The sequence below is a fragment of the Janthinobacterium sp. NKUCC06_STL genome (genome assembly GCF_019345455.1).
GTDB lineage: Bacteria > Pseudomonadota > Gammaproteobacteria > Burkholderiales > Burkholderiaceae_D > Janthinobacterium > Janthinobacterium rivuli.
The window spans coordinates 198,889-219,257 of record NZ_JAHKQY010000010.1 but is presented as its reverse complement, the minus strand read 5'-3'; the positions used below and the strand labels follow the sequence as shown (position 1 = coordinate 219,257).

The 20,369-nt window shown below is 55.1% G+C and carries 17 protein-coding genes and 1 pseudogene; 5 read left to right on the top strand and 13 right to left on the bottom strand.

Annotation, left to right across the window (positions count from 1 at the left end; translation table 11 throughout):
- Window positions 1-28: 28 nt before the first annotated feature.
- Window positions 29-307 (bottom strand): hypothetical protein, encoded by a 279-nt coding sequence (locus tag KO539_RS25080; protein WP_219312556.1) that lies wholly within the window; start codon window positions 305-307, stop codon window positions 29-31.
- 299 nt (window positions 308-606) lie between these two features.
- On the opposite strand from KO539_RS25080, the gene KO539_RS30400 reads away from it, so the two are divergent.
- The 3 genes from KO539_RS30400 to KO539_RS25070 all read left to right on the top strand — a co-directional run bounded on the left by KO539_RS30400 (window position 607) and on the right by KO539_RS25070 (window position 2,149).
- Window positions 607-735, top strand: coding sequence for a hypothetical protein (locus tag KO539_RS30400; protein ID WP_257626457.1), 129 nt, complete (start codon window positions 607-609; stop codon window positions 733-735).
- A 206-nt stretch (window positions 736-941) separates the two neighbouring features.
- Complete coding sequence (locus KO539_RS25075; RefSeq protein ID WP_219312554.1) at window positions 942-1,847, top strand: EAL domain-containing protein; 906 nt, start codon at window positions 942-944, stop codon at window positions 1,845-1,847.
- Window positions 1,844-2,149, top strand: coding sequence for a hypothetical protein (locus tag KO539_RS25070; protein WP_257626456.1), 306 nt, complete (start codon window positions 1,844-1,846; stop codon window positions 2,147-2,149). Before KO539_RS25075 ends, KO539_RS25070 begins: the two co-directional genes overlap by 4 nt.
- 84 nt (window positions 2,150-2,233) lie before the next feature.
- On the opposite strand, the gene KO539_RS25065 is transcribed toward KO539_RS25070, so the two are convergent.
- The 11 genes from KO539_RS25065 to KO539_RS25015 form a co-directional block, all read right to left on the bottom strand.
- On the bottom strand, window positions 2,234-3,469 hold the full coding sequence (locus KO539_RS25065; RefSeq protein ID WP_219312552.1) for a fimbrial protein: 1,236 nt from the start codon (window positions 3,467-3,469) through the stop codon (window positions 2,234-2,236).
- 194 nt (window positions 3,470-3,663) lie between these two features.
- On the bottom strand, window positions 3,664-4,821 hold the full coding sequence (locus KO539_RS25060) for a fimbrial protein (protein ID WP_219312550.1): 1,158 nt from the start codon (window positions 4,819-4,821) through the stop codon (window positions 3,664-3,666).
- A 102-nt stretch (window positions 4,822-4,923) separates the two neighbouring features.
- Window positions 4,924-7,548 (bottom strand): fimbria/pilus outer membrane usher protein, encoded by a 2,625-nt coding sequence (locus tag KO539_RS25055; RefSeq protein ID WP_219312548.1) that lies wholly within the window; start codon window positions 7,546-7,548, stop codon window positions 4,924-4,926.
- Window positions 7,549-7,558: 10 nt separating this feature from the next.
- Window positions 7,559-8,323, bottom strand: a complete 765-nt coding sequence (locus tag KO539_RS25050; protein ID WP_219312546.1) for a molecular chaperone — start codon at window positions 8,321-8,323, stop codon at window positions 7,559-7,561.
- A 73-nt stretch (window positions 8,324-8,396) separates the two neighbouring features.
- Window positions 8,397-9,050 carry a fimbrial protein gene (locus KO539_RS25045; RefSeq protein WP_219312544.1) on the bottom strand — a complete coding sequence of 218 codons (654 nt, stop codon included), beginning with the start codon at window positions 9,048-9,050 and terminating at the stop codon, window positions 8,397-8,399.
- Window positions 9,051-9,502: 452 nt separating this feature from the next.
- Window positions 9,503-10,174 carry a response regulator transcription factor gene (locus KO539_RS25040; RefSeq protein ID WP_219312542.1) on the bottom strand — a complete coding sequence of 224 codons (672 nt, stop codon included), beginning with the start codon at window positions 10,172-10,174 and terminating at the stop codon, window positions 9,503-9,505.
- A 167-nt stretch (window positions 10,175-10,341) separates the two neighbouring features.
- Window positions 10,342-11,709 carry an EAL domain-containing protein gene (locus KO539_RS25035; protein WP_219312540.1) on the bottom strand — a complete coding sequence of 456 codons (1,368 nt, stop codon included), beginning with the start codon at window positions 11,707-11,709 and terminating at the stop codon, window positions 10,342-10,344.
- A 131-nt stretch (window positions 11,710-11,840) separates the two neighbouring features.
- Window positions 11,841-12,152, bottom strand: a complete 312-nt coding sequence (locus tag KO539_RS25030; protein WP_257626455.1) for a helix-turn-helix transcriptional regulator — start codon at window positions 12,150-12,152, stop codon at window positions 11,841-11,843.
- A 455-nt stretch (window positions 12,153-12,607) separates the two neighbouring features.
- On the bottom strand, window positions 12,608-13,849 hold the full coding sequence (locus KO539_RS25025; protein WP_219312538.1) for an MFS transporter: 1,242 nt from the start codon (window positions 13,847-13,849) through the stop codon (window positions 12,608-12,610).
- Window positions 13,850-13,864: 15 nt separating this feature from the next.
- Window positions 13,865-16,195 (bottom strand): ATP-binding protein, encoded by a 2,331-nt coding sequence (locus tag KO539_RS25020; RefSeq protein ID WP_219312536.1) that lies wholly within the window; start codon window positions 16,193-16,195, stop codon window positions 13,865-13,867.
- Window positions 16,196-16,212: 17 nt separating this feature from the next.
- Window positions 16,213-16,443, bottom strand: a complete 231-nt coding sequence (locus KO539_RS25015) for a hypothetical protein (protein WP_219312534.1) — start codon at window positions 16,441-16,443, stop codon at window positions 16,213-16,215.
- A gap of 446 nt (window positions 16,444-16,889) precedes the next feature.
- On the opposite strand from KO539_RS25015, the gene KO539_RS25010 reads away from it, so the two are divergent.
- Window positions 16,890-19,652 carry a pitrilysin family protein gene (locus KO539_RS25010; RefSeq protein ID WP_257626454.1) on the top strand — a complete coding sequence of 921 codons (2,763 nt, stop codon included), beginning with the start codon at window positions 16,890-16,892 and terminating at the stop codon, window positions 19,650-19,652.
- A 97-nt stretch (window positions 19,653-19,749) separates the two neighbouring features.
- Here the strand turns inward: KO539_RS25010 and KO539_RS30775 are convergent, their stop codons facing one another.
- On the bottom strand, window positions 19,750-19,923 hold the full coding sequence (locus KO539_RS30775) for an IS3 family transposase (protein WP_219312530.1): 174 nt from the start codon (window positions 19,921-19,923) through the stop codon (window positions 19,750-19,752).
- Window positions 19,924-20,110: 187 nt separating this feature from the next.
- Here KO539_RS30775 and KO539_RS30770 point away from each other — a divergent pair.
- Window positions 20,111-20,304: pseudogene (locus tag KO539_RS30770) on the top strand (transposase); the annotation flags it as partial.
- Between the last annotated feature and the right edge of the window lie 65 nt (window positions 20,305-20,369).

Below are 20,369 nucleotides of genomic sequence, written 5' to 3'. Positions count from 1 at the left end.
TGGTGTACCGTTGTGTGTGGACCTGACGCTATCTATCCAGCCAAGCAGAACAAGCGCCCTCTTGGTCTGGTGGAACTGTATCGCCGCCTTGCTGTGCTTCCGGTAGTGCCAGTAAATGTCGTAGCCCAGCCAGATGAGAGGCAAACCACACGCCTTCAACGCAGTATTTCCATAAAATCAGCGAAAAAAACAATAATATAATTAATAACCATAAAACAAAAAAAGAAAAAATCACCATTAATGCCATCAACATCAATAATGAAATAACTGCAACAACACCAATTGCAAACCCATATTTTTCAGCCACTTCTCCTCGCCCCATTTTTTTGGATATACTACCTCTGCATTGACATAAACATCCTTAGTGCTGCTCATTTCATCCTTCCATAATAAATATATAGAATAGAAATATGCAAAGATCGTAGTTTTTAATTTCAAAATAGGAAAATCGCTTAACCAATGAAAATTTTATTGAAGTAATTCAGAAAAAAATATAAGATTGGTCTGAAAATTAAAATATAAATGTACGATCCCCCCCCTCTGTCAAAATAGTTGTCGCCTCCAGCAATTGGAGTTCTAATCTGCCCTAGGACGATGGATTTGACGATGACAAAATACACCAACGAGAAGAAAGAGCATGCGCTCAGCCAGATGAGCGCGCCGCATAACAAGCCTGTGGCCGCAGTGGCGCAGCTAACCGGAGTGCCGATACCGTTTGGCCATAAACGCGTTTAACTGCCCAGTCATAGGCACATTTCTATCCGAAAAAATAACGCATAGGCTGTGCGTGGAGAACCAATGGCGGTTTCAGAAAATTCCACTTCCAACCGCGATTAGTTGGTAGGGGGGCCACATGAGACTCGACATTTAGGAGTACTCCGATTTTCCCGCTGGATCGAGATTCTTATACTGTGTACTTCTTCTCTAGCGGGAAAAACTCCATGAACGCCTCTGTGCATGCCATTCCATCCGTCATGGCGGGCGAATCCACTTCCTTGCGGCACCCAACCGTGATTATCGATCCGCAACACGGGCACATGCAGGCAGGTGCCACATACTCATCAGCCTTACCTGGTGATGCAGATGCTATCCATGCAATTACCTCGGGTATGGGATTGCGTATCGTCTATCAACCGCAGTATGACCTGCAGACCAGACGCATTATCAGCGCCGAAGCGTTGCTGCGCTGGAGTCATCCGAAGTACGGCGAGGTGCCTCCAACGCTGCTTATTGTCATGGTGAACCGGCTTAACCTCCATAGGCAGCTATTCAACCTTGTCGTCACACAGGTCATCGATGTACTGAGCTGCCTCTGCAACATGGGTGCGGAAGTGCCGATAGCGGTCAACGCTTCGGTCGATACCGTTTGCGAACCGGGCATACAGGATTTTCTAGCCAGCAAGATGTGGAATGCCTGCCTGCCGCCAAGGTTGTTGAAAGTAGAAATGACCGAAGAGTTGCCGGTGCTCGATGAACTATCCCTCTCGGCATGTCTTAACTCGTTGCGGGCAAAGGGGTTTGCACTGTCGCTGGATGATTTTGGTGCAGGTTTCGCAACCTTGAATATGTTGATCAAAATGCCTTTCGATGAAGTCAAAATCGACGGTACCTTTATCCGCGACATGACAACGAATGCGCACTCGCATGCCATCGTCTCGACCATCATTACCCTGGCGCGACGTCTGAAGGTAAAACTGGTTGCTGAAGGCATAGAGAACGAAGCCATGATTACGTCCTTGCGCAAGATGGGTTGCCACATCGGCCAAGGTTATGCATTGTCGCGCCCGATGGAGCGCGGGGACTTTCTCAAGTATCAACTTGAGAATAATATGGGAACTGCATCATGAAAAATAGAGAACAGACGACCCAGTGTCCCGATGACGTCGACGCAAAGTACAACAAGATGAACGCACATGACTATCATGGTGCTGCGGCGCTGCTCGATTGGCTGCTCGTTTATATGGGCCTGCGCAATGATGCCTGTCTGGCGAGGGAGCTAGGCGTGCCGCCATTCACCATTGGCAAATTGAGAACGGGAGCCTCAACGATTGATGCCGATATGCTGATACGCATGCACGAAGCATCGGCGCTCGGGATTGTCGAACTGCGGGCGGGTATGGGCGACCATAGGCGCCGTTTTCATTGCTAGACTATTGTCATGAAGGCAGGCGGAGGATCTGCTGTGGCAAATCACACGCTGACGCTGTTATTCAGAAAACGCATAGCAATCGCCCTATTGGTAGTTCAGCGTGTAAGTCGCCACCGCATTGGCCTTACCCGGTGTCATGCTGGTCTCTGTTTGCAAATACCGCGCACCGAGGCTGATGGTAATCGACTGGGTATTGGCCACAAGCTCGGTGTTCAGCGGCACACTTCGAGATAATGGCATGGGATCACCATTAGCGGAAAGCACCTGTACCCCCACACCGGTCGCCGACTCTGGATCTGCCGACAGACTCAGCACGCCGTTGATGACATCGATAGCTGGTATCGACGGATCCAATCGAAGACTGAGGGTATTCGCTATCCGCGTTCCGGCACTGATCACTGCGTTTTGCGACGAAGCGGGATTAGCAAGGGGGTTACCATAATATCCGGGAAAGCCTGGACACCCGGTCAAGGCGATTACAAAATTGACCGTCGGCGTGTACGAACCTTTTCCCGAGCCTATCCCTTTCTGCGAAGACATTTGCTGTTTGCCCAAGGGCACATTGACGTCGGGGGTCTTACACGTTGTGCCCACGACCTGAATATTGCCAGTCAAGCCCAGGAAGCCGACAAACATGATTGGACTACTTCCAACATCAACAAACATTCTCATCTTGCCCAGAGCACTGCCGCTGATGGTGCCGATACCCACTGGCCCCGTCTTGATCAACACCAGCGCCGTCGTCGAAGGGAACTTCAGCTGACTTGTCCGGCAGCTGCCGATAGGAACTCCGAAAGCCCAGCTACAGTCATTCCGAATGGGGGCGGCAACCTCGGCATTCAAGAGGCTATTTTGGGTCGCGCCGACCGCCCCCACGCCTGACTGTCCGGCGAACCATGCAACACCGATGCCGGGCACGCCGGTCTCATAAATTTTTCCCTTGTACACATTTATACCATCGTTGTAGCCGGTATTGGCGCCAGCGCCATCGATCCAGTAATAGACCGTCGAGGACGCAATGAGCTCAGTGCACTGATATTGGGCGCCGGCACCAGCCTGAATGAAATTCTGCCGGTAAATGATGGTCCCGACAGGCATGTCGCGCGGCACGACGAGGGAATTAATCTGCAAGGCCATATTGCCTGTGAATCCCGCGCTGCCGTTGACGACAGTGCAGTTGACCGCCGCCTGAGCCGCTTGCGCCGCAGCGGATAAACCCAGGACTGCCAAGGATAAACGTACGATTGCCCAAGCTTGCATGTTATCGCCTCCATCAATTATCGCATTGCGAACGATATTTTTTGAACAATAGCCATCCATTCAGCGTACCTGGTACTTCGGTGGTATACCACCATTCCTCCCAATTTTTTGCATTTGACCTGGCGTGAGCCGAGGCTAGCTGCACGCAGTGGGCGCCCGGGCCGCCAGATGCCATGAGACAACTGTCAATCGAGCCTTCAAGAGCGGCCTATGTGGCTTGATGCAAGCCCCCTACTCAAACTACGGCGATAACGCTATTGGTAGCTCAGGGTGTAAGTCATCACCGCATTGGCCCGCCCCCCGGTCATCTTGGACGCCGTTTGAAAATAGCGCGCACCGAGGGAAATGTTGACCGAGTTGGTATTGGCGTCAAGCGCGACGTTCTGGGGCACACTTCGAAACAAGGGCATAGGGGACCCATCAGCCTTAAGTACCTGCACCCCCACGCCTGTCGCAGTGCCAGAGCCTGCAGTTAACCCCAACACACGCTCGCCGGTACTGGCATCAATGACCGTTGTCGATGCATCCAATTGAAGGCCAAGGATATTGGGCGTCCAAGCGCCGACACCGCTCGACGCGGCGAGGGAGGGGTCAGATACTGCGGCACGGCCCGGAAAGCCAGGGCAGCCCGTCAATGCAATAGCAAAGTTCACCGTTGGTGAATACGATCCTGGCCCCGCCCCTATTCCCTTCAACGATGACATCTGCTGTTTCCCCAAAGCTACGCTGACGTTCGGCGTAGTACATGTCACGCCCACAATCTGAATTGTGCCAGTCACGGCAACTTCCGCGTCAATGTACAAATTACTATTACCAATACCCGTAGTCATTTGCGCCCTGCCCAGTGCCGCGCCGTTAATGGTGCCAGTGCCTGCTGGTCCCGTCTTAATCAGCAGCAACGCCGCGTCTGGTGGGAACTTCAACCCACTTGCAAAGCAACTACCAGAAGGAGGAGCGCCTACCCCGGTCGACCCGGCACATCCACCACTAACGGCAGGAGTCTGCGTATATCCTGGGCCGAACGCGCCCACCCCTGCCCCGCCATACCACGCGATACCGATGCCAGGCACGCCCGTCTCATATATTTTTCCCGCATAAACCCCGGCCGAATAGCCAGTGATGCTTGGCGCACTAACGAGTATGAAATAATCAGTCCGTACCCCACTGACGACAGGACATTGCAACGTCAGGCCCATTCCGGGCTGGTTGATCTGTTGCTTATAAAGTATGGTACCCGCAGGCGCGTCTCGTGCCACTGTGAGAGTATTAATCTGCAAGGCAATGCTGCCAAAGTAAAAGTTGGTACCATTTCCTCTAATGCAAACGTCGCCATCTTGGGCCTGGGCGGACTGTGTTGCGACAGATAACGCCAGGGCGGCCAAGCATAAGCGAACTATGGTGCCAACTTGCATGATATCGCCTTTCTAATAAATTTCATTTTAAGTAATTTTATTGATAATGCTTGCCATTGTGCACACAAGCCCACGCCGCAAGCACGGCATTAATATGATGCTTTATCTTGGAGGTCCGTTTTGAGCACTCGGCCTGGCGATAGCGCCGGCCAGTGGCACGCCGGCAGTCACCTTGGTCATCATGACTTCTGGTGAGCACACGGCATCGACCTGCTGCAATTTTCCGCCAAGTCCCTGCATGACAGCGATCGGGATGAGCAAGCCGCAACGCTCATGTGCTTTGCTACCCCAAAAAACAGTCAATCGCCGACTACTTTCCTGGAGGCGCGCATACAATTGGCCGTCCTGACCTACCATGCCTACCGTCAAGCCTTGCTCATCCTTGACAGCGGCGCCGAAGGGCAGCGCCGCGCCGCCGGACAGGCGCACATTGAACAGTACCGCACGGCCCGTGCTGGTGACATACTTCAGGTACACGATGGCGCCATCGCGCGGCGCCACTTGCTGGCTCGTTTCGCGCAGTTCGACATCCATCGATGTCCCCACCGGATCGATCCCTACCTCATTCAATTCATATGGACGCAAATAAGGCACAACCGCATTGCCGTTGGCATCAAGCTTGAGTCCCGCATAGCCGGCCACCTTGGCGCCAGCGGCACCAGGTGCATGCACCACGGCCATGGTTTCGCCACGGTATGGCGACAAGGTCACGCCACCTGGATGGGCAACAACGCTACCGCTCACGTTGAGCGAGGCACTGCTATAGCCCTGACCGCGCCCGAGGGAACCGCCGACGAAGGCTTGCGCCCCCGTGAACTGGCCATTCAGGCTGCTGCTGGTGTTGCGGCCATCACGGCTGACAGATGCGCCGTAGCCAAATTGATTTTCATCGCCGGCGGTGCCACTCAGTGATGCCAACTGGCTGAGGCGGCCATCCGCATTACGCGACACTTGGGCCGATAGCTGCGGAGCAGACAGGCTGCCTCCGCTTCCAAGCGGCAGGCTCAAGGTCAGCTGCAAGCGATTTTCCGTGCTACCGTATGCATTCTTGCCGCGGTTGGCGCTGATGCCGTAACTCGCGCGCCCCAGCTGCTTGTTATAGTTGATCTGGTATTGCATATCCTGGCCGCGCCGGTTCCAGTAATTCTGTGCAAAACCGCTGATGCTGACGTTACCCCAGTCGCCCAGGGCCTGGTCGGCAGTCAGTGATACGCGGTTGCGAGGACGATCCAGCATGTTGGAGGCATAGCCTTTTCGTTCGGCATCGAGCATTTGTATGGCATTGGCAAAATCCAGGTAGCCGCTGGTGGAGAAACGGTAGGCGGCCATCGAGAAATTACTGCCAGTACTGAAGATATTCTTGTTGTACGAGAAGCGCGCACTCTGTCCTTGGGACGTGTCAGCGGAGAGTTTTGCCTGCGCGTGACTCAAGTCGACGGACATGGCGCCGATGGCCGTGGAAAAAGCCATGCCACCCAACACCGATAAATAGTCCGTGCTGGCCTGTATACCGCCATAGCTGGTCATGGTGTTGTTCAAACCATACTGCATCACACCCTGCAGGAATTGCGCCTGCCGGCTCAGATAAGTATTGCGCGTTATGCCAGCGGTCGCACTGAAGCGCAGCGAGCCAGGTCGCAACAACTGACTGACGGCGGCATACGGCACCAAGAAACGCTGCTCGCTGCCATCCGCTTCCAGTACCGTGACACTCAAATCGCCACCATAACCGGTGGCATACAGATCGTCGATAACGAAGGCACCAGGCGCCACCGTAGTTTCTAGCAATAGATTGCCAGCCTGGCGTATGCTTACGCGGGCGTTGGTACGCGCCACGCCGCGCACCACAGGCGCATAGCCGCGCAAGGAGTTCGGCAGCATACGGTCGTCACTGGCCAGTTGCACTCCCCGGAAGGATAGTGAATCGAAGATTTCGCCGGTGGTATTGCTATCGCCCAGAGTCAACTGACTTTTCAACGCGGTAATGTCGCGCCGCACATAGGTATCGAGCACCTGATAATGGCTGCCACCCGTCTGCCAATTCAGCGCGCCATTATGGCGAAAACGCCAGCCACCCATGTTGAAGCTGCCATTGAGGCCTAGATACGCGGAACCCGAAGCAAAACCGCTACTCTTGCTGTGATAACCATTAAAGTTATACGCCAGCATGCCCGCAGTGACGCCGCTGTCCCATAATTCCGGGCTGACATAACCGCGTGCATCGCGCCGCAGCGATGCCTGCGGAATGCTGATATCGACCTGCTGGCTATCAGGCAGGAACACGGCAGTCGCATTATCGATCAGTTTACTCACATCTACGCACTGCCCTTCCTCGAGCAAGGTGACGGCTTCGCGGGACAGGCGCGACAGATTGACGCCCAGCAGTTCGAGAAATTTGCGCGACACACACACCACAGGATGGCTGCCGTCATCATTGGCGTTGATGCGGACATCCTGACGATTTTTCAGCTGGCCATTGAGCGCGATATCGGCGCGGTAGGTACCCGGCAGTACCGGATTTCCCTTCTGATAAGCGGTCAGATCCAGTCCGCGCGAGCCCTCCGGCAAGAAAGCCGCATTGAACTCGACTTCATCCGCATACACCGTTGGCATGGCAAGGAGGCACGATGTCAGCACCACCATCTTGACGACTTTAGCGGTAAAGCGCTTGGTGCCAGAATAACGGCCAGCATGCCGAAGAGAGTGCACATGGAAGTAAACATTCATATATTGTGCCTCAAGGCGCGGGCCGTACGGCAGGCGCTGACAGCGCGCGCCGGGTGATTACTTGCGCACCATAATCATTAATAGCGCTAAATTCCACCTCTGCTCCGGCAACCGGCAAGGCCTTCAGGACGGGCAAAGCAAATTGCATGGCTTCACCAGGCGCCACCATACTGCCCTCAATCTGGCTGCGCTCGGCTCCAGCAATGAGGGACACACCGGCTATCGAAACGTGAAATGCGGACGGATTGAATGCCTCCAGGGCAAAGCCGTCGCCATTGCTGGCTGGTACGGCCCGCCATTGCACCAGCCCGATTGCATCGCTGGCATTGCCGACCAAACCCTCGGGGCGATAAAAAATCTTGATACGCGAACGGAATGCCATCTGCAGGGAATTCACGTCGACCTCTTGCGACTTGGGTGGAATCTCGAGCACATTCAGCCAAAATACCGTTTCTTTCGTCGTCGGCAACGGTGCGCCGACAAACATCAGCCTCAGGCTTTGCCCCTTGCCCGGGTCAACGCGAGACAGGGGCGGCGTGAGCAGAAAAGGCGTCTTGGCCGTGGCGAGCGTCGACGCGACATCGCCGGCATCGACCCATGCTTGCACCAGCGCGGGCTGAGTGCCGTCATTAGTCAGCTTGACCGTGATTTCTTTTTGCTTTTCCAAATAAATCTGTCGCGTGCCCGTGATCACCACGCTGGCCATTGACGAAGAACAAGACAGCAATGCCAGAGTGAGCAGTAGTGCGCGTTGTGCAGGGTAGTAACGGGACATGCGAAGACTCCAGGATCTGTGCAGGAAGCGCACCCCGCCAATTTGGCGAGGGCTTGCTTGCCTGACCGTTGGATTACTGATAGGTGATCGAATAAGTAACGGCACCGATTACGGTACCGGCAGTGGCTACGCCGGTGGAAATGTATTGCACGGCGTAAGGCAGAACGGTAGTGGGAGTGGTGCCGGTGGTATTTTTTTTAATCTTGCTGGTACTGGTGGTTTGTCCGATATCACCGGCCTTGATCACGGTATCGCTGGTGAGGTCAACCAGTTGCAGCGCAACCTGTTTGGCAGCGCCGGTATTTTTCACGTAGCCAGTAACCTGATCAACACCGGCGCCTGATTCAAAATAGGCAGCAGCGCTGGTGGATGTACCAGCGCATGCACTCAGCGTAATGTTAAAAGCTGTCTGGCCGGCTGTAGCTTTATCCGTCGACAGCTGCTTCGCCGATACTTTCGGCAAAGTCACGCTCGCGGCAGCAGGACCGACTGCACCGTTGACATTGACGGTACAAGTCGAATCGAGCAGTTCGCCGGTGAAGTTAATGGTGCCGTCGGAAGCGAAGGCGGATTGGGCTACGACGGCGGACAACAGAACGGCGAGAATTCGGGCCTGGGAAATCATTGTGCAACTCCTGAATGAATGAAAGTAGATGCGTTCTTTTAAGTTGTAGAACGCGGCTTTTGGTACAGAATCGTACTTTACAGAGATCGAGATTTTGTCCATATAGGATTGCTCCTAAATACACTGCAGCATTGACAAATAAGCACCCTAGGCGAATCCGAACTGCAAAGCGCTGCCGGCATACAGCGGCGGCTCTGGATTACACAACTGCGGCACGAGGTAGCCTTTCCCCCGTCACGGTTGAAGGCAGTGCATTTAATGGGATAGGAAAGTTCTACAGCTACGCTAACGCCGGGGGTACACACAGCACAGACGATTTTGCTCTGACTGCATCGAGGGAGCAGAAATGAAGAGGGGAAGGGATGCGAAACTGGGAACGATTAGCCTGCACAGCCATTGCAAACCGTAGCGGTCGCTAGTGGCGTTTGGCAGGCAAGACGGCCGCACCACGCACGACTTGCGCGGGAAGTGGCGCATCAACCCTGCCGGGGAGTGAGTATGGGGTGGACTAAGTTATTGCATGCGAGATGCGCTCGCGCGCGCTTGCCAGCACCTCACGCCTCGCCTATGGTATGCCTGATTTTGAACAGTTCGTTGTTTGATGTGACACCGAGCTTGCGGAAAGCGGCGGTTTTTTGCGAGCTGATGGTTTTAATGCTGCGCTTGAATTTTTCGGCAATTTCAGTCACTGTCATGCCTGCCAGATAGCAGCGGATCACTTCGCGCTCACGCGCTGACAGTGCTGCCCCCACCAAGGTATCGGCGCTGCCATCTGTCGCATCGATGTCACAGGTGGTTGTCGCCTCCGCCACCCGATAGGACATCTCCGCACTGAGGTAGACGGCGCCAGAAGCCACTCTGCGCAAAGCACTGATCAAGTCTGCCATCTGCTCGCCCTTGCCAACAAAGCCCCGCGCTCCTACCCTCAGTGCCAGCGCTACTGTGGCCGGCTCGTGATGCGCGGACAATACCAGGATAGGACAGTCAGGAAACTTGACGCGCAGCGCGCGTATCAGCGAGACTCCATCGAGCTCATCGGGCCCCAGGTCATAGTCGAGTAACAAGATATCGGCCTGACGAAACTGCAGTCCTGCCATCAACTCGCGGCTGCTGCCGTAGGAGCCCACTACCTCAATATCTCGCTCAGCGGCGAGTTGGCTCCCGAGGACATGGCGCACCACAGCATGATCATCAAGCAAGGCAATACGTAAACGGTTCGTTGGCATGAATAGCGACCAGGAAACAAGCAGGGAAAATTTCTTTAGTCAAATTATTCTTATTAATTGACTGCCACACCTACAGTGGCAGTCAATCAAAGAAATGCTCCGCCAAAGCGATTAAAAAAAGACAGCCATATTCAGATAAAGAGCAATGTCGCGACTTTCTTGCCACTTCATACTTTGCGTAAGTATCTATCGGCAATTCTAGCAGGCAGTTGACCTGGCACCTTCCCCACTCCTCGCCCTTTTCCGACACATAAAAAAAAATCATCGAGTTCCATCGGGCGAGCCAGCGCATAGCCTTGTCCGGTACTGCAGCCAAGATCGAACAATGCCGAAATACTCGACTCATCTTCAATACCTTCAACTACCAACTTCATATTCAACAGCCGCGTCAGGGACAGGATAGCGGTAATGACGGCCCGTGAGGAGGCGTTCGTTTCCATATCGTGCACAAACGATCCATCTACCTTCAATTCATCGAAAGTCATCTTTGCCAATAAATGCAGGGTCGCTGAACCTTGGCCAAAATCATCGAGCGAAACCGGAAACCCTTTTGCACGCAAAGTATTGAGCGAAGCAGACAGGCACAGCTCATCGTCGACAGGCGAGTCGCCAGTCAGTTCAATCTTCAACAACTGCGGCGACAGGCCGGCCCGTTGCATCTTTTCAGCCAGCCGTTCAGGAAGTCCTGGTGTGCACACTGTCTCGGCGGAGGCATTCAATGCTATGGGCAATTCCACCTGCTCCTGCTTTAGCAAAAGCAGAACGTCAATAACGCGCGTCTCGATAAAGCTGAACAACAGTAGATGTAAGCCAAGGCGATTGACCATAGGAATCAGTACAGATGGAGACACTTCGCCATAATTTGGGTGATGCCAACGCAACAGCGCCTCTGCCCCGACGATGCGCCGCGTGCACAAATCAAACTGCGGCTGCAACATCACACGCAGATTCTTTCCTGTGGTCAAGGCCTCAATCACATCGGCCTCAGTTGGACCTTCCTCCGTCAAAACCGATACAGCACCGCTCAATGGCGAAGAAGTAAGCAGGAGCTGGCGTAAGGCATCGACAAATGCCACTTTGCCTCCCCCATGCACCATCCCGATATTGATGCGTTCCTGACGTGCCAGCCGAGCATGCAACAACAGCGCCGCCACGGACAGACCGCCGATCCGAGGCCCTGTTACCTTCCCAAAAATCGTTTTTTTCTGCGTGGGAATGACGTTCGCCAATGTGGGCTGACCTACCCATAAAATATGCGGGAAACGTGGCAGATGGCTTGCCACATCCAGCGACTTGAGCAGGCAGGGCAGCATCAAGCCACCATGCTCGACATTGCACACGATCACGTCCACATCGCCTTCGCGCAGACGCGTGGTAGCCAGGCCCAACGACGGAAAATTTTCCACCTTGCCGATACCGAGCGCATCGAGCATGGCATTGAGCCATCGCATGCTATCCATATCTTGACCGGGCACCAGCGTGATCACGCGCAAGGCATTGAACTCGCCGCCCATGGAGGAGATGATGGTTTTCACGGCAGTTTCCTAATTTTAAAAGAGCAGATGATATCGATGCCCCCCAGGCCAACCAATCGGAATAGGACTAAAAAAACGCCGCCCATATGAAAGAAAATAGCCGACAAACAGGGGGAAGGCAGCGAAGTTAACTAATCCTTAATCCCGAAACGCTTGCGGTCGTCACCCATGCATGCCCTGAGTTCTAAAATACTGAGACCACTTACCTCATGCATACGTATCAAGATGGCCGCGCTGACCGGCAAAGTGCCGTTCTTTATTTTTGAGATAATGGGGGGAGATACCTGCAACTCGCGTGCCAGGGCCGCATAATTTTTCAGTCCAAGAAAATCGATAAGTGTATCGAGCAAGTCGGAGTTTCGATAACATATCTCATCATTGTGGGGGCGACGATTGCGAAGTCCTGTTACACGCACTAATGGCTGCTTTAATTTTTTCTTCATGGCTACGACCTTCGAATAGAGAATTTACTGACGCATGCAAGGTATGAACACACAGGGATCAGCGCGGACCTGGCGACGGCATTAATATTTTGACCATTGGCCACCGCCCATACAGAGCAAAGTGTAGCCACACACTTTCCTGGCTGAAATCAGATCAGTCCTAAAATAGGCGATAGGAACCGCAAAAATGATCATTCACGCGCAAGCAAGTGCGGTTGAGTACCGCGACACTACTGACGAAGGCAGAGCTATGATTCAGATGGGGCGCAGACGTGGCGCGACACTTGGCCTTGGCTTGGACAACTCGCAAGGCACGAATAGTGCCTGCCATCCGTGTTGATCAGGCAGGTAGCCGAAACGCGCGATGAGCGGCTAGGCCCGACTTGTCGACGTGGCCCCTACCCTTGTTGAAGTTGTCGGCAGCGGCCTTCATTTCGTGGCCGATGCCGCGACCTTCACGCCCCGGCAACTGGGCAAGCCCTCTGCAGCCTCTTTTTTGCCAGCCAGACTAGCGCTGTGGCCAAAAACAAACTTCCAGTAATACACAGCAGCGCCGCGACCAGCCAGCCCCAAGTGGACTGCAAAGAAAAGAATACTGTCCGGACAAAAAATAAAGGGAACGAAGAAAACGCCATAAAGAATGCAGTCGCGCGCAGGCTCTGGGACGACGCTAGCGACTGGATGAGGGCAGCAAGGCTACCAATATACAGCACGGCGCCCACTCCCATGGTCGCCAACGAGCTCAAAATCACCTGCGCCGGCAGCGGCATTTGCCAGCCCACAAATAACACTCCCCCAACAGCGCCCGTCAGCGGGAGTGCCACTACGAGTATCGTGTAGGAACCATAACGATCAAGCAACCAGCCCCCCACTGGCGCCAGGAGACCGACAAGTGCGTAAGTACCCACGATGAGCCTGATGGTTTTTCCGGGAAAATTCTGTATTTCGCGTAAATATTCCCCATAGACATTAGTTACACCATATAAAGCAAAGGGCAAACACACGCTGGCCAGGGCTAGCAGCAATGGAGCGGGAGACCATACCGACAAGGCGACAGCCGGGGCGTCAGCAACGATCAGTTGCACGCGCGTTTGCACGCTTGCCCCCTCAAACAGGCGTAAAAATAACAAAAATAAAAACAGGAGTAGTAGAACTACGATACCGGCCAGCCACCATGATGACGGGTACCAGCCTCTGAAGTCCGCCAAGGACAGGGGCAAGAAGGGAGTGATGATCCAAGCGATACAGCTAATGAAAGAAAAACAGCCGATGACCATGCCAGAATGTCGTGGAAGATAGCTGACGCCTATGCTGATCCAGGCGCAAGTATAAATGCTCCCGCCGGCGCCGGCCAGGAAGCGCCAACAAGCCACCTCGGAGACTGAACTGGCAACTGCCGTCATCACGCAGGCCACGATCAGCAATGTCAAGCCACACATCAAGGTGTATATACGCGACATGGCCGCTGGCAAAAATACAAGCAACAAGCCGCCCAAGCTCAGGCCCAAGTACTGGCAGAATTGAACCAGCGGCTGGCCCCAGACCTGCTCGGGCAAGCTGAATGGTTGTTGCTGTGATTCTTGCAACACAATACTGGCGTCCATTAATGACAATGCTGTTGTCAACACTTCCGCAAGCAGCGCAATCATGATTGCAAGCGCAGCCTTGTGGGTATTGCTGAGCCTAAGATGAGGCATATGTCCTTTCTTGGATTACTGATATTTCTTACAAGCCTGAAGGGTCGCTTGAAGTGCCAGGACGCAGCGCTCATCGCCAGTAGGGACATTGTGGCGCAGTAGTTGCTCCAGTTCACCGACCGCCGGTGCGACTTCCGCCCACCCCAGCGTCAGCGATGCGCCATACAGCCGGTGCGCGGCGCGTATGGCATTTTCGCTTTCACACAAGGCCATACTTTGCAGCAGGTTGGCGACATCAGCCGCCATGGCCTCGCGCACCAGAAGCATGGATAATGGCGGCGCGCCAATGTCGGCAAGTGCAGCCGGCACCAGCGTCAAACCGCACCAGAGTTCGATCACATTCTGCAGCTTGGCCAGGCGAATCGGCTTACTCAAGGTGCCGTCCATGCCTGCGTCAAAACAGTTCTGCGTATGCTCGTCGCCCGTTAGTGCCGATATGGCAATGATTGGACAGCGTACCTGCTCCTGCTGCGCCTCCAAGCTGCGCCAGGCTCTGGCGAGGCGAAAGCCATTAGTATCTGGCAAGTCACAATCCATCAGCACCAAGTCATATTCGCGCCGCTGGAAGCAGAGCAATGCACTCGCACCATCACGGGCGAGTTCGATATCACAATCGAGGCTGGCGATCTGAGCCAGCAGCACCTCTTGATTGATCGGCTGATCCTCGATCACCAAGATGCACAAGCGCTGCTCTGGCACAACAACAGCGCGCGTATCGTCTGCCAGCGCGTCAACCGTCGGCACCCCATGTTGAGAAGCCAGGTCCGCAGGCAGCGATATCGTAATCCGTGTTCCTCTGCCCGGCGCGCTGTCAAGCGCTATCGTGCCTTGCATAACATCGACCAATTGACGACAAATGACCAGACCAAGCCCGGTGCCTCCAGAGCGTTTATAGCTGCCTGCCACTTGCCTATAAAATTCAAACAGGGTCGGCTGCACTTCAGCGCTAATGCCGATGCCCGTGTCGGCGATGACAATTTCCAGCAGGCCATCCGAGACGGCAAGGTGAATTTCGACGCCGCCGACTTCCGTAAATTTAATGGCGTTGAAAAGCAGGTTGTGCAATATCTGCGATACCCTGATCTCGTCCAGCACCAACAACGGAATAGCCTTCAGCACCATCACCTTCACGGTGAGCCCTTTCTCCTGTGCACGTAAGCGCTGCAAGGCAGCCACATTGTTCGCCAGCAACACGACATCGACAGGTTCCAGCAGAAGCACGAGTTGTCCAGCTTCCAGTTTGGATACCTCGAGCACATCATCGAGCAGGCGCAACAGCATATTTGCACCGCTCTGTGCCAAATCGCCAAAATGGCGCTGTTGCGCATCGAGCCGCGTCAGGCGTAGCAATTCCACCGCCGCCTGTACCGCGTACAACGGAGACCTGATTTCGTGGCTCATGACAGCCAGGAACAAGGCACTGCGACGTTCGCTGCGCAACGCTCGCTGGTGTTTACAATAGGCTTGATAGGCCAGCCCAGCAATCAGCACCAGCAAGGCGGCGCCCAGCATAGCCTCCCGGCCGTAGCGCTCGCTAACAAGTTGGGCTGACGACATCTCCTCATCCTGCATACTAAGCCAGTCCTGGCGTACCATTCGTTGCTGAGGCAGCGTTATCGACGCCAGCGATTTGTTCAATATGGATACGAGCAAGGGATCGCTGTCACGCAAGGCCATGTATGCCGCCAACGCCAATGCCGGTGCCTGTATGGAGAATTTCAAATCCCCTCCAAATTCGCGTCGCAGCTCTGCGCTCAACTGCGCCTCGCTCCCCAAGGCGGCATTTGCTCCTCCTTTGGCCAGCACCACAAGCGCCTGACGCATGTCGGGACTGGCTATGATGCGGATGCTGTCGTGCCCCTGTCGCAATACTGGCCCGTACAGGTCAGCCTCCGTCACCGATAGTGCGACCGTTTTATCTTCCAGCGAATTGCTATCACCAAGCGACAGTGTGCTGGTACGGGTGGCCAAGAAGGCTGGCATGGCAAGATAGGCCGAACTATACACAAGACCCGGCGCAGGCATCGGCACACCGACATTCAGTACAAGGGGTACCAGATCCACCTTTCCGCTTTGTAGTGCGGACAGCGATTGCGACCTGTTGGACACCATCACTATCTTGAAGACAAGGCCACTATGCTGGCTGATCAACTTGAGATAATCGGGGGCAACACCCCGCCACATACCGTCGCGCTGCTGAAATATAAACGGCACGTGGTTTGGCATGACAGCAAGCCGTATTACCGGGTGGGCGCGTATCCAGGCACGTTCCTCGACACTGAATTTATCGGAATTTTGTTGAGCATTGCTCCCAGGACAGGACAGTGCCAGTATGATCATCGTCATGCATGGCCGCCAGCCTCTCATATTTCACCGATCACTTCTCGTGCGTTGAAGAATTTTGCATACGCAGGCACGCAAAGCTTGCTGCAAGCCGTGCTATTTTTCAAACGAATAGTTTTGCTACCGTGTTTGAATTTGCCAGCAAACCAGGTCACGACGACGCTCGAAGGCGGCCCTCTCAGGGGTCTGACAAACTCAAACATCCCTTCCCACTGGCCTTGAAAATAGGAGTTTGGTTTTCGTGTTTTCACGGCTACCTCCTGAAATTTCGATATATAAAACATAATAAAACATAATACATGCACCACCTATAGGACTAATCCTAAAAACGGTATTTATTCTTAGTCTTAAAATATACACCAAGGTAATCAATAGCGACCCGGCGTTGCAGTCGCCGCTTGAGTCTTTGATGCATGAGCTTCTTCGAGAATGCGAATTGATCAGCACTTTTCCAGGCTGAAGCCGTCATTTTTTCCTTGATACTGAGATGGTCCTTTTTTGGGACCAATCTGATTGGCTCCTTAAAAGACTATTCCTATACTCATTCACCTATTCCATATGCATCGGACGCTTCCGGCGATGCCTTAAAGTTAATCCTTGCAATTTATTACCATATATAAAAGGAAATGTTTTGAAGAAAATAATTGCCCTTACCTTGGTTGCCTGCGTCGCTGCCCCACCAACAGTATTTGCTGCGATGCAAGTACCTTCAATCCCCGCAACCAGGGGCGCTGCACAGAAAGGTGTTATCAAAGTCACGTCCGTCGAAGGCATCACCGAATACCGCCTGGCCAATGGCTTGCGCGTGCTGCTGTTTCCCGACGCCAGCAAGCCGACGCTGACCACCAACATCGTCTACCTGGTCGGTTCGCGCCATGAAAACTATGGCGAAACGGGCATGGCCCACTTGCTCGAGCACTTGCTGTTCAAGCCCAGCGCCAACTTCGGCGTCAAGAAGGGCACGAAAACCCCCGTCGAGATTTTGAACTCGACGGGCGCGCAGTTCAACGGCACCACCTGGTACGACCGCACCAATTACTACGCCACCTTCCCCGCCAACGACGACAACCTGCGCCAGATGCTGGCCATGGAAGCGGACCGCATGGTCAACGCCGCCATCGACCAGAACGACCTGTGGAATCCGAAGACGCAGAAGGGCGAAATGACCGTCGTGCGCAACGAGTTCGAGATGGGCGAGAGCGACCCGATCGGCGTGACCAGCGAACGCATCCAGGCCATTGCCTACGATTGGCACAATTACGGCAAGTCGACCATCGGCGCCCGTTCCGACATCGAGCAGGTGAACATTCCCCACTTGCGCGCCTTTTATCACAAGTACTACCAGCCGGATAATGCCGTGCTGATGGTGGCGGGCCGCTTCGATGAAGCCAAGGTCTTGCAGCAGATCAATGCGCTGTTCGGCAAGATTCCAAAACCGACGCGCGTGATCGAGCCAACTTATACTGCCGAACCGGTGCAAGATGGCGAGCGCGCCGTGACGGTGCGCCGCAGTGGCGGCACGCAATTCGTCGGCGCCGGCTACCACGTGGCGCCGTCCGGCAACCCGGACGCCATCGCCATCGAGGTGCTCGGCCACGTGCTGACGGACGCCCCGGCTGGCCGATTGCACAAGGCGCTGGTGGAAACCAAGCTGGCCAGCAAGATCGAATACAACTCGGTGAGCAACCTGGAGCCGGGCTACAACCTGTTCGGCGCGCTGGTGCCCGTTGATGGCAACCTGGATGCGGCGCAAGCTGCCATGCTGAAAGTGCTGGAAGACTTGAAGTCGCAGCCGATCACGGAGGCCGAAGTGGCGCGCGTGAAGCAGCAATTGAACAAACAGATCGAACTGGCCACCTCGAACACGGCGCGTCTGACGATCGCCCTGACGGAGTCCTTGGCGGCCGGCGACTGGCGTTTGTTCTTCCTGCAGCGCGACCAGCTCGACAAGCTGACGACGGCGCAGGTGCAGGCAGCGGCCGAGAAATACCTGAAGAGCTCTAACCGCACCCTGGGCCGTTTCATCCCCACCGATGCGCCGGACCGCACGGTCGTGCCGGCCTACGCCGACGTGGCGCCGCAACTGGCCGGCTACACGGGCCGCGCCGTGGTGGCGCAGGGCGAGGCATTCGACCCGAGCCCCGAGAATATCGAAGCGCGCACCCAGCGGTTCACCTTGCCGAACGGCTTGAAGGGCGCCTTGCTGCCGAAGAAAACCAAGGGCAGCACCGTCAGCGTGGTGCTGCAATTGCAGATCGGCAGCGAAGAAAGCTTGCGCGGCAAGGCGCAAGTGGGCAGTTACACGGCCAATCTGCTGTCGCGCGGCACGGATAAGCTGTCGCGCCAGGAAGTGAAGGACAAGTTCGACCAGCTGGGCATGCAAGTGGCGATTGCGGGTGGCGCCGAGGGCGTCACCACCATGCTGACGGGCAAGCGCGAGAACTTGCCGGCCGCCATGGACCTGCTGGCGCAAGTGCTGCAAAAGCCAGCCTTGAACGAAACGGAATTCCTCGAATTGCAGCGCGAGCGCGTCGGCCGCGCCGAGCAGGAATTGCCTGAACCGCAACCGCTGGCCGTGAACGCCTTCCGCCGCCTGCTCGACGCCACGCCAGAAGGCCACGTGCGCCACGTGGCTACCCTGCCGCTTGAGCTGGCGCAATGGAAAGCCATCAAGGTTGCCGATGTGCAAGCGTTCCATGGCGCCTATTATGGCGCGTCGAACGCGACTTTCGCTGCCGTGGGCGACTTCGACCCGGCCGCGCTGAAGGCGCAAGTGGCCAGCCTGTACGGCAACTGGAAGGCGCAGCAGCCGTATGTGCGCATTGCTGATGCCGTCAAGCCTGTCAGCGGCGAGAAAGTCACGCTGGAAACGCCTGACAAGGCGAACAGCGTGCTGTTCGCCATCCAGCCGGTACCGCTGAAGGATGACGCCGCCAACTACCCCGCCTTGCTGATCGCCAATCACATGCTCGGTGGCGGCGCCTTGCGCAGCCGCCTGGCCGACCGCATCCGCCAGAAGGAAGGCCTGTCATACGGCGTCGGCTCGCAAGTGAGCATTCCGTCGCGCGAGCCGGCCGGCTACTGGATGGCGTATGCCATCAGCGCGCCGCAAAACACGGTCAAGGTGGAAGCGGCCCTGCGCGAGGAAATCGCCAAGGTGCTGGCCGACGGCTTTACGCAAGAGGAACTGACCGAGGCGAAGAAAGGCTGGCTGCAATCGCAGGAAGTGGGCCGCACGCAGGATGCGGGCCTGGCGCGCGAACTGGCCGGCTACCTGGCGCAAGACCGCACCATGGCTTACGACAAGGACCTGGAAGCGAAAGTGGCAGCATTGACCCTGGCGCAAGTGAACCAGGGCTTGCGCGACTACCTGAAGCCATCGGCCGTCTCGATCGTGACGGCCGGCGACTTTGCCAAGGTGGCGAAGGATACTACTCCGTCAGAAGCCGCTATTAAATAAATAACCCTCGGTTGGCTGATTTGATTTTTCATCTGCTTGCCTAAGAACCCCGAAATTCGACATGAATTTCGGGGTTCTTTGAATCGTCACGGTTCTGCTAGACACCCGCGAGCCGTTCAAAATGCCTTCGCTCAAACTCTACTGGCAAAAACCTGTCATTAAATCGATGACGGCGCTTGCGATTACAGAACATCTCGATGTAGTCGAAGATGTCCTTCCTGACGTCGTTTCTGGTAGCATCGGTCTTCCGGTTGAAGCGTTCGCGCTTCATTCCGCGATAGCAATGTCGTGGCAATACTGTATGGCAATGAGACCGCCGGATTCGGCGATGCCGGTTACCAGGGGTGGGAAAGAGGCCGGAAAACAGCGGCAAATCGGTGACCTGGCATTTGGCCAAGCAACGCTCGAAACGCAAAGCGCTTCCCTGCAACAAACTGGGACGCCCGACGGAAAAGCTGGAGCAATTGAAGGCCAACGTGCGGGCGAAAGTCGAACACCCGTTTCATGTCATCAAGAACCTGTTCCGTCATCGTAAAACGGCTATCGCGGCCTGGCCAAGAATACTGCGCAACTGTTTACGCTGTTCGCCTTCGCCTATCTAGTGCTGGCCGACAGGCGTTTTACGATTACCGAATACCGTAGTTCGTCCTAATCACAGAATGACGCGAAACATCGCGTCGAATCGAACGAAAAACGGGCTTGAACGAATCGCCAGTC